This is a genomic window from Streptomyces sp. P17, assembly GCF_032436805.1.
GTDB lineage: Bacteria > Actinomycetota > Actinomycetes > Streptomycetales > Streptomycetaceae > Streptomyces.
The window spans coordinates 1-325 of sequence record NZ_JAVRBF010000524.1 but is presented as its reverse complement, the minus strand read 5'-3'; the positions used below and the strand labels follow the sequence as shown (position 1 = coordinate 325).

Annotated in this window: 1 protein-coding gene; it reads left to right on the top strand. The window is 70.8% G+C overall.

The window, feature by feature from the left end; genetic code table 11:
• Positions 1-27: 27 nt before the first annotated feature.
• Positions 28-325, top strand: a 298-nt coding sequence (locus RMT89_RS41965; protein WP_315889012.1) for a hypothetical protein, incomplete at its 3' end; no start/stop codon positions are given.

Here is a 325-nt window from a genome sequence, read left to right as displayed (position 1 = left end):
CAGATGATGACCACCACATGGAGCGAGATGCGGTCCTACGCCACCGCTACCGCCGACCACACCGCCGCCTCGTACGGCGCGGCCCGCGCCTACTGCGCGGCCCTGTTCGACGGCGACGAGATCGAGACCACCCGGGACATGCTCAACCGCATCCGCCGCGAGAAGCGCGTCGCGTCGCAGGCCCTCACCGAGGCCCGTCAGGCGTACGCCGCCGCCACCGATCTGCTGGACACGGCAGAGGATGAGGGCATGGACCCCCAGCTCGCCGGCGTCATCCGCGCGAGCGTGGAGGGCGAGCTGAGATATCAGCGGGCTCTGCGGGACG